Here is a 9,535-nt window from a genome sequence, read left to right as displayed (position 1 = left end):
GCCGGCCCCGCGCCGGCCCCGCGCCGGCGCGGCAGGGGCCGCGCGAACCTCCTCGCGCGGGCGCTGTCGAACCGGTTTCGACCCATTCCACTTGCAAGTCGGACGAACAGTTATACTTGTCCGCTACATCCCCGCTACCGCCACGCGCTTCCCGACCGCACCAGATCTCTATGCGTATGAAATTGAAGAACATCGGCCTGATTGCCGCGGGCCTTGCCACGGGCGTGTTTGCCACGCTGCAAATCTCCGCGTCGGCCGAGCAGACCGTCACGGCGCCGCTTCCGCTCGACCAGCTCCGCCTGTTCGCCGAGGTATTCGGCCAGATCAAGCGCGAGTACGTCGAGCCGGTCGACGACAAGAAGCTGCTGACGGCGGCGATCAAGGGCATGGTGTCGAGCCTCGACCCGCACTCGTCGTTCCTCGACAAGACCGACTACGAGGAACTGCAGGAGCAGACGAAGGGCCGCTTCGCCGGTCTCGGCATCGAGATCTCGCAGGAAGACGGCCTCGTCAAGGTGATCTCGCCGATCGAAGATACCCCCGCGTTCCGCGCAGGCATCCGGCCGGGCGACCTGATCACCCGCATCAACGACAAGCCGGTGCGCGGCATGACGCTCGACAAGGCCGTCAAGCAGATGCGCGGCGAGCCGGGCACGAAGGTCACGCTGACGATCTTCCGCAAGAGCGACGACCGCACGTTCCCGATCACGGTCACGCGCGCGGTGATCCGCGTGCAGAGCGTGAAGATGAAGCTGCTCGACCCGGGCTACGCATATATCCGCATCACGAGCTTCCAGGAACGCACGACGCCTGATCTCGCCGCGAAACTGCAGGACATCGCGCGCCAGCAGCCGAACGTGAAGGGCCTGATCCTCGATCTGCGCAACAACGGCGGCGGCCTGCTGCAGAGCGCCGTCGGCGTCGCGGGCGCGTTCCTGCCGCCGGATTCCGTCGTCGTGTCGACCAACGGCCAGATCCCGGATTCGAAGCAGGTCTACCGCGACACCTACGACAACTACCGCCTGCCGTCGTTCGACGGCGATCCGCTGAAGAGCCTGCCGCCGGTCTTCAAGACCGTGCCGATCGTCGTGCTGACGAATGCGTATTCGGCATCCGCATCCGAAATCGTCGCGGGCGCGCTGCAGGATTCGAAGCGCGCGCTGATCCTCGGCAAGACGACGTTCGGCAAGGGTTCGGTGCAGACGGTCCGCCCGATGACGGCCGACACCGCGCTGCGCCTGACGACCGCGTACTACTACACGCCGAGCGGCCGTTCGATCCAGAACAAGGGCATCACGCCGGACGTGCCGGTCGACCAGTACGCGGACGGCGATCCGGACGACGTGCTCGTGACGCGCGAGGTCGACTATACGAACCACCTCGCGAACACGCAGGATCCGAACGAGAAGAAGGAACAGGAAGAGCGCGAGCAGCGCCGGATGGATCAGCTGCGCATCCTGGAAGAGCAGAACGACAAGAAGACGCCCGAGCAGCGCCAGAAGGATCGCGACCGCAAGCCGGTCGAGTTCGGCAGCACGGACGACTTCATGATGCAGCAGGCGCTCGCGAAGCTCGAAGGCAAGCCCGTGCAGCAGTCGAAGTCGCTGCTCGCGGAAAGCACGCAGGGCCCGGCCGCCAAGTCGGCCGGCGCGTCGAAGCCCGCGGCAGCATCGAAGCCGGCCGCGAAATCGTCACCCGCACCGGCACCCGCGTCGGCGCCGCAGTAAGCGCCGGCCGGCATCCGACGGGCCATCGCGGGAAGACCGCGATGGCCCGTTTTTCATGCGCGCTTAGAATACGTAAATTCGATACGCAAATTCGATACGTAAATTCGATACGCAAGTCCGCACCGCGCCCCGCCCGTAGCCTGCTCATGAACGACGACCAACTCCTCCGCTATTCCCGCCACATCCTCGTCGACGAAATCGGCATCGAGGCGCAGCAGCGCTTTCTCGACGCGCATGCGATCGTCGTCGGCGCAGGCGGCCTCGGCTCGCCCGCGGCGATGTATCTCGCGGCGTCCGGCGTCGGCACGATCACGCTCGTCGACGCGGACACCGTCGATCTGACCAACCTGCAGCGGCAGATCCTGCACGTCAGCGCGTCGGTCGGGCGCAAGAAGGTGGAATCGGGGCGCGACGCGCTCGCGCAGCTCAACCCGGACGTGACCGTGCACTCGGTCGCCGAGCGCGTCGACGACGCGTGGCTCGACGCACACGTGCCGCAGGCGAGTGTCGTGCTCGACTGCACGGACAACTTTGCGACCCGCCACGCGATCAACCGCGCATGCGTCGCACATCGCGTGCCGCTCGTATCGGGCGCGGCGCTGCGCTTCGATGGCCAGATCAGCACGTTCGACTTCCGCGATCCGGCGGCGCCCTGCTATGCGTGCGTGTTCCCCGAAGACCAGCCGTTCGAGGAAGTCGCGTGCGCGACGATGGGCGTATTCGCGCCGACGGTCGGGATCATCGGCTCGATGCAGGCGGCCGAGGCGCTGCGCGTGATCGGCGGCATCGGCACGACGCTGAACGGCCGGCTGATGATGCTCGATGCGCTGCGAATGGAATGGACGACGATGAAGATCGCACGCCAGGCCGACTGCCCGGTGTGCGGCGGCCGGCATTGATGCCGGCCGCACCACACGACCGCCCCGCTTACACGACTGCGTCCGCGCGCGGCTCGGCGACCGACAGGCGCTGCAGCGCCGACTGCACTTCCTCGGGCTCGAACGCCGCGAGCACGTCGGCCGTCGGCTTCTCGAGCGCCTTCAGGTGCGCGCGCAGGATCTCCTGCTTGACGACGAGCAACTGGCTCGGATGCATCGAGAACTCGGTGAGCCCCATCCCGAGCAGCAGGCGCGTGAGCGCCGGATCGCCGGCCATCTCCCCACACACCGACACCGGCACGCCCGCGCGCTTCGCCTCGCGCAGCGTGTACGCGATCAGGTGCAGCACCGCCGGATGCAGCGGGTCGTACAGATGCGCGACCGCGTTGTCCGCGCGGTCGATCGCGAGCGTGTACTGGATCAGGTCGTTGGTGCCGATCGACAGGAAATCGAAGCGCTTCAGGAACAGCGGCAGCGCGATCGCCGCGGCCGGAATCTCGATCATCGCGCCGATCCGCACGTTCGGATCGTATGCGAGCCCCGCATCGTCGAGCTGGCGCTTCGCCTCGCGGATCAGGTCGAGCGTCTGGTCGATCTCCTGCGCGTGCGCGAGCATCGGGATCAGGATCTTCACCTGCCCGAACGCGGACGCGCGCAGGATCGCGCGCAGCTGCGTGAGGAACATCTGCGGCTCGGACAGGCTCCAGCGGATCGCACGCAAGCCGAGCGCCGGATTCGGCGCGGTCTCGTAGCCTTCGTCGAGCGCCTCGAGCGGCTTGTCGGCGCCGACATCGATCGTGCGGATCGTCACCGGCATGCCCTTCATCCATTCGACCGCGCGCTTGTACGCGGCGAACTGCTCCTCCTCCTCCGGCATCACCTTCTGATGCATGAACAGGAATTCCGAGCGGAACAGGCCGACGCCAACTGCGCCCGCTTCGACCGCCGCCTTCGCGTCGTCCGGCAGCTCGATGTTCGCGCACAGGTCGATTTTCGTGCCGCATAACGTTTGCGTCGGCGAAAACTTGAGACGCTGCAGCTTGCGTTGCTCGAGCGCCTTTTCGGACTGCCGGTACGAATACTCCTCGAGGACGATCGGCGCCGGATCGACGATCACGATGCCCTGGTCGCCGTCGACGATGATCAGGTCGTCCTGGCGGATCAGTGTGCTCGCATGCTGCACGCCGACCGCGGCCGGAATGCCGAGGCTGCGCGCGACGATCGCCGTATGCGACGTGCGCCCGCCGAGATCGGTGACGAACGCCTGGAACGACTGCGTCTTGAACTGCATCATGTCGGCCGGCGCGATGTCGTGCGCGACCACGATCATCTCGTCGGTGCCGGACTTCGCGGCGCCGTTGAGCGCCTGCGCGGCGGACGGTGCGCCCGCGAGCGCCTTCAGCACGCGCTCGACCACCTGCTCGATGTCGGCCTTGCGTTCGCGCAGGTACTCATCCTCGATGTCGTCGAAATGCCGTGTGAGCAGGTCGAGCTGCTCGGTCAGCGCCCATTCGACGTTGTAGCGCCGCGTGCGGATCAGGTCGATGGTTTCCTGCACGAGCATCTGGTCGCTCAGGATCATCGCGTGCACGTCGATGAACGCACCCACTTCGCTCGGGGTGTCGTCGGTCAGGTCGGCGCGCAGCGCATCGAGCTCGCGATGCACGGCCGCGAGCGCCGTGCGGAAGCGCTCGACCTCGGCGTCGATCTGGGTCGTCTCGACCAGGTAATGGGCGACGTCGAGCGCCGCCGGCGCGATCAGATACGCGCGTCCGATCGCGATACCACGTGAGACGGGAATGCCATGCAGCGTGAACGACACGCGCACCTCCTCTGTACATGTAAAGCCGCGGCACACTGCTGCGATGCGCTTATGACCCTGGATACCAATTATAAATTCCGTACATGGCGGCTGACTGCATGCACCGCAGCATTGCGTGCAATGCATCAATCGTGCCGGCGAAAAAAATGCCGCGGTATCCGCGGCATTCTCACTGGAAATAGCAACGATCTTGTGCCGTCGGTCACTGGCCTTCGCCGAACTTGTCGGCAATCAGCTTCAGCAGCGCGTCCATCGCTTCCTTCTCGTCCGACCCTTCGGTCTCGATCGTGACCGTGCTGCCGATGCCCGCCGCGAGCATCATCACGCCCATGATGCTCTTCGCGTTGATCTTGCGCCCGTTGCGCGTCATCCAGACTTCGGACTGGAAATTGCCGGCCAGTTGCGTGAGCTTGGCCGATGCACGTGCATGCAGCCCCAATTTGTTGACGATGGTGGTTTCTTGTTGAAGCATGGTTCTCGTTCGGTCGAGGTTGCCGGCGGCACCCGTCGGCGGATGGGTCTGAAACGGGGAGCGAAACCCGGTCAGGACGATTCGGTGCGCGGGCACGGCTCTGGCGGAATCGGCGCGCAGGCGCCGCAGCCGATCTCGGACGGCGGCGGCGGCGTGCCCGCCGCGACCTCGTGGACGCCTTTCGCGCCACCAGACAGCGCCTTGTCGACGAGCTTGTCGAGCGGGACCGTGCGGTAGCAGACCGCGCGCACCAGCATCGGCAGGTTCACGCCGGCCAGCACCCTGACGTTGTCGATTTTCGCAAGCTGCCCGGCGATGTTCGCGGGCGTCGCGCCGTACATGTCGGTCAGCACGATCGCGCCGTTTTCTTCCTTGAGCCGCGCGAGCTCGGCATGCGCGAACGCCATCACCTGGGTGGGGTCGCTGTCTGCCTGCACGTCGATACAGCCGATGCGCGCGGGCACGCCGCCGTAGATGTGCGCGATGCAGTCCCGCAGCGCAGTGGCGAGCGGGGCGTGCGCGATGATCAGGATCCCGGCCATGTCAGCACCCGCCTGTCCGCCCCGAGCCGGGCAACGAGCATAGCGATTGAGGGGGTCGTTTCATTTTCAACCTGGCAACAAGTTCGGCCCGGCCGCCGGGCCTGCGGCACCTGAACGCCGGTGCCTGGCGAGCGGGCATTGTAGCAGGCCGGTTACCTCATTCCGGCAGCGGGGGACCTGCGCGGCCGCCGCCGGTGTTGCGCGCAACAGACGCGGCTTACGCGGCCGCGCGCTCCAGCGCGTCGATGAACATCGCGGCGACGTCGAAGCCCGTCTGCTCCATGATCTCGCGGAAGCAGGTCGGACTCGTGACGTTCACCTCGGTCAGCCAGTCGCCGATCGCATCGAGCCCGACCAGCAGCAGCCCGCGTGCGGCCAGCACGGGCCCGAGCGTTTCGGCGATCTCGCGGTCGCGCGCGGTCAGCGGCTGCGCGACGCCGAGCCCGCCCGCGGCGAGGTTGCCGCGCACCTCGTTGCCCTGCGGAATCCGCGCAAGCGAATACGGCACCGGCTCGCCGCCGATCAGCAGGATCCGCTTGTCGCCGGCCTTGATCTCCGGGATGTACTTCTGCGCCATCACCGTACGCGCGCCGTCGTGGCTCAGCATCTCGATGATCGAACCGAGGTTCATGCCGTCCGGCTTCACGCGGAACACGCCCATCCCGCCCATTCCGTCGAGCGGCTTCAGGATCACGTCGCCGTGCTCCGCATGGAACGCGCGCAGCCGCTTCGCGTCGCGCGTGACGAGCGTCGGCGCGACGAACTGCGGGAATTCGCCGATCGCGAGCTTCTCCGAGTGATCGCGGATCGACTGCGCGTTGTTGAACACGCGTGCGCCCGCGCGCTCGGCCAGCTCGAGCAGCCACGTCGACGTCACGTATTCCATGTCGAACGGCGGATCCTTGCGCATCAGCACCGCGCCAAACGACTCGACGCGGCGCGACTCGACGACGCCGGCCTCGTACCACTGCTCGCGATGCAGGTCGTCCAGCTCGCCGACGAACACGATGCGCCGCACGTCGGCCTCGACCGCGGAACCCGTCCACGCGAGGTGGCGCGGCTCGCACGCGTAGACCGCATGCCCGCGCCGCGCGGCCTCCGCCATCATCGCGTAGGTCGAATCCTTGTAGATCTTGAAGCGCTCGAGCGGGTCGGCGATAAAGAGAATGTCCATGCGGGTCCTGTCGTTGCGGTGCCGGCAGCGGCCGTTACACCTGGATGGCTTCCGGATCGGTCTTTTCCAGTTCGATCGACGACGCGATCAGCGACAGCCGCGCGACGACGCCGTACATGTAGAACCGGTTCGGCGGCGCGGCGCCCGGCTTGGCGCCGGCATCCGGCAGCGCGGTGTGCTCGAAGCCGAGCGGCACGTAGTGCATGCCCGGCGCGTTCAGGTTCTGGTCGCGCTCGCGGCCGGCGTGCGTGCGATAGAAGCCGCCGACCACGTAGCGGTCGATCATGTAGACGACCGGCTCGGCCACTTCGTCGCCGACCCGCTCGAACGTGTACACGCCTTCCTGCACGATCACGTCGCGCACCGCGAGCCCGGCCTTCGACTCGGCCATCTGCGCGCGCTCGGCCTTCGACAGCCGGCCGATCTCGGCCGCGTCGTGCACGGTCATCACGCCGCGCCCGGCGGTGCCGGCATCGGCCTTCACGACGACGTACGGCTTCTCGCTGATCCCGTACTCGCGATACTTGCGCGCGATCTTCTTCAGCACGCCGTCGATCGCGTCGGCGAGCGCGTCGTCGCCTTCATGCGCCTGCCAGTCGATGCCTTCGACATGCGCGAAATACGGATTCACCATCCACGGATCGACGCCGACCATCTTCGCGAACTTCTTCGCGACGTCGTCGTAGCACGAGAAATGCGTCGACTTGCGGCGCACGGCCCAGCCCGCGTGCAGCGGCGGCAGCAGGTACTGCTCGTGCAGGTTCTCGAGCACGGCCGGGATGCCGGCCGACAGGTCATTGTTCAGCAGGATCGAGCACGGATCGAAATTCTTCAGGCCGAGGCGGCGCTGCGTGCGCTCGAGCGGTTCGAGCACGATCTTCTGGCCGTCGGCGAGCGTGATCGGCGTGATGTCGGTGATGCCCGGATCGAGCGAGCCGAAGCGCACGTTGAGGCCGGCGAGGCGCATGATCGCCGCGAGGCGCGCGACGTTCTCCAGATAGAACGCGTTGCGGGTCGGCAGCTCGGGAATCACGAGCAGGTTCTTCGCGTCCGGGCAGATCTTCTCGATCGCGGCCATCGCCGCCTGCACGGCGAGCGGCAGCACTTCGGACGGCAGATTGTTGAACGCGCCGGGAAACAGGTTGGCGTCGACGGGTGCGAGCTTGAAGCCCGCGTTACGCAGGTCGACCGAACAGTAGAACGGCGGCGTGTGTTCCTGCCATTCGAGCCTGAACCAGCGTTCGATCGCAGGCGTGGCGTCGAGGATCTTCTGCTCGAGCTCGAGCAGCGGGCCGTTTAACGCCGTAACGAGGTGGGGAACCATGAATCACTCGCGAGCGGGAGAATGAAGATTGTAGAGCAATTGCATTGCCCATTTGGGGATTGTTCCCGGGTTCACAAGGATTTGGAGGAAGTTTCTGGCTATTGACCCGATAGTGCGCAGGGTCATGCGCTGCCAGGCCGCGCCGCAGGAGAAAAAAAACCCGCCGGGAAGGCGGGCCGAAGTCGCTGCGCTCATTCGTCGCGCGGGCGGGGGCAGCGTCGCCGCGGCCGCCCGCCGAGTTTCATTCAGACTTACTCGACATGCTCGCCGTGCAGGATCACGTCGAGGCCTTCGCGCTCTTCCTCTTCCGACACGCGCAGGCCGATCGTCAGGTCGATCAGCTTCAGCAGGATGAAGCTCAGCACGCCGCTGTAGACCAGCGTGATCAGGACGCCCTTCGCCTGCAGCAGCAGGCTGCCGTCCGCGCCGCCGATGTCCTTGACCGCGAACACGCCCGTCAGCAGCGCGCCGAGGATACCGCCCACGCCGTGCACGCCGAACGCGTCGAGCGAATCGTCATAGCCGAGTTTCGACTTGAGCCACGTCGCCGACCAGAAGCACACGACGCCCGCCGCGATGCCGATCACCAGTGCGCCCGTCACGCCGACGAAGCCGGAGGCCGGCGTGATCGCGACGAGACCCGCGACCGCGCCCGACACGATGCCGAGCACCGACGGCTTGCCCTTCGCGACCCATTCGGCAAACATCCAGCCGAGCGCCGCGCAGGCCGTCGCCACTTGCGTCGTCAGCATCGCGAAACCGGCACGGCCGTCGGCGGCCACTGCGGAGCCCGCGTTGAAGCCGAACCAGCCGACCCACAGCATCGAGCCGCCGATCATCGTCAGCACGAGGTTGTGCGGTGCCATCGATTCGCGGCCGTAGCCGACCCGCTTGCCGAGCACGAGGCACGACATCAGGCCCGCGATACCGGCGTTGATGTGCACGACGGTGCCGCCCGCGAAGTCGAGCACGCCGTCGGCCGACAGCCAGCCGGTCGGTTCCCAGACCATGTGCGCGACCGGCACGTAGACGATCAGTGACCAGAGCGTCATGAACACGAGCATCGCCGAGAACTTCATCCGGTCCGCGAACGCGCCGCAGATCAGTGCCGGCGTGATGATCGCGAACGTCATCTGGTAGCAGAAGTAGACCGTCTCGGGAATCGTCGGTGCGAGGTGGCTCACGGTCAACGTCGTCGCCTTGTCGCCGTGGATGTAGTTCATCCCGTGCAGGAACGCGCGCGACAGGCCGCCGATGAAGCCGTTGCCCGGCGTGAACGCGAGGCTGTAGCCGACGACCGTCCAGAGCACCGTGATCAGCGCGGTGATCGCGAAGCTCTGCATCACGGTCGCGAGCACGTTCTTCTTGCGGACCATGCCCGCGTAGAACAGCGCGAGGCCCGGGATCGTCATGAACAGCACGAGCGCGGTGGACGTCAGCATCCACGCGGTGTCGCCCGCGCTGATCTTCGACGAATCGACCGAGAACGGCGCGGTCGGTGCAGCCGGTGCGGCGGCGGCCGACGCCGGTGCGGCGGCGGAGGCTTCGGCGGCGCCGGAGGCGGCCGATGTTGCGGCCGAAGCCGGCGCTTCCGAC

General features: G+C 66.7%; 8 protein-coding genes. 2 read left to right on the top strand and 6 right to left on the bottom strand.

Going from position 1 to position 9,535, the window contains the following annotated elements; genetic code table 11:
* Positions 1-170 precede the first annotated feature (170 nt).
* Both G3N94_RS37495 and moeB read left to right on the top strand, forming a co-directional pair.
* Complete coding sequence (locus tag G3N94_RS37495) at positions 171-1,727, top strand: S41 family peptidase (RefSeq protein WP_205799270.1); 1,557 nt, start codon at positions 171-173, stop codon at positions 1,725-1,727.
* Positions 1,728-1,873: 146 nt separating this feature from the next.
* The gene (moeB, locus tag G3N94_RS37490; RefSeq protein ID WP_205799269.1) at positions 1,874-2,626 is read left to right on the top strand and encodes a molybdopterin-synthase adenylyltransferase MoeB; all 753 of its coding nucleotides are present in this window, start codon (positions 1,874-1,876) and stop codon (positions 2,624-2,626) included.
* Positions 2,627-2,654: 28 nt separating this feature from the next.
* Here moeB and ptsP read toward each other — a convergent pair whose 3' ends face one another.
* From ptsP to G3N94_RS37460, 6 genes are all read right to left on the bottom strand, one after another.
* Positions 2,655-4,427, bottom strand: coding sequence for a phosphoenolpyruvate--protein phosphotransferase (gene ptsP / locus G3N94_RS37485; RefSeq protein WP_205799268.1), 1,773 nt, complete (start codon positions 4,425-4,427; stop codon positions 2,655-2,657).
* Between the two features lie 202 nt (positions 4,428-4,629).
* Positions 4,630-4,899 (bottom strand): HPr family phosphocarrier protein, encoded by a 270-nt coding sequence (locus G3N94_RS37480; RefSeq protein ID WP_205799267.1) that lies wholly within the window; start codon positions 4,897-4,899, stop codon positions 4,630-4,632.
* A gap of 71 nt (positions 4,900-4,970) precedes the next feature.
* Positions 4,971-5,441, bottom strand: a complete 471-nt coding sequence (locus G3N94_RS37475; protein ID WP_205799266.1) for a PTS fructose transporter subunit IIA — start codon at positions 5,439-5,441, stop codon at positions 4,971-4,973.
* 217 nt (positions 5,442-5,658) lie between these two features.
* The gene (gene gshB / locus G3N94_RS37470) at positions 5,659-6,615 is read right to left on the bottom strand and encodes a glutathione synthase (RefSeq protein ID WP_205799265.1); all 957 of its coding nucleotides are present in this window, start codon (positions 6,613-6,615) and stop codon (positions 5,659-5,661) included.
* A 34-nt stretch (positions 6,616-6,649) separates the two neighbouring features.
* Positions 6,650-7,939: a glutamate--cysteine ligase gene (gene gshA / locus G3N94_RS37465; RefSeq protein WP_205799264.1), complete on the bottom strand. Its 1,290-nt coding sequence runs from the start codon at positions 7,937-7,939 to the stop codon at positions 6,650-6,652.
* A 251-nt stretch (positions 7,940-8,190) separates the two neighbouring features.
* Positions 8,191-9,535, bottom strand: a 1,345-nt coding sequence (locus tag G3N94_RS37460) for an ammonium transporter (RefSeq protein WP_241022298.1), incomplete at its 5' end; no start/stop codon positions are given.

The organism is Burkholderia sp. Ac-20353 (assembly GCF_017104785.1).
Classification (GTDB): domain Bacteria; phylum Pseudomonadota; class Gammaproteobacteria; order Burkholderiales; family Burkholderiaceae; genus Burkholderia.
The sequence above is the reverse complement of the archived record's forward strand: the minus strand, read 5'-3'. Positions and strand labels throughout refer to the sequence as shown.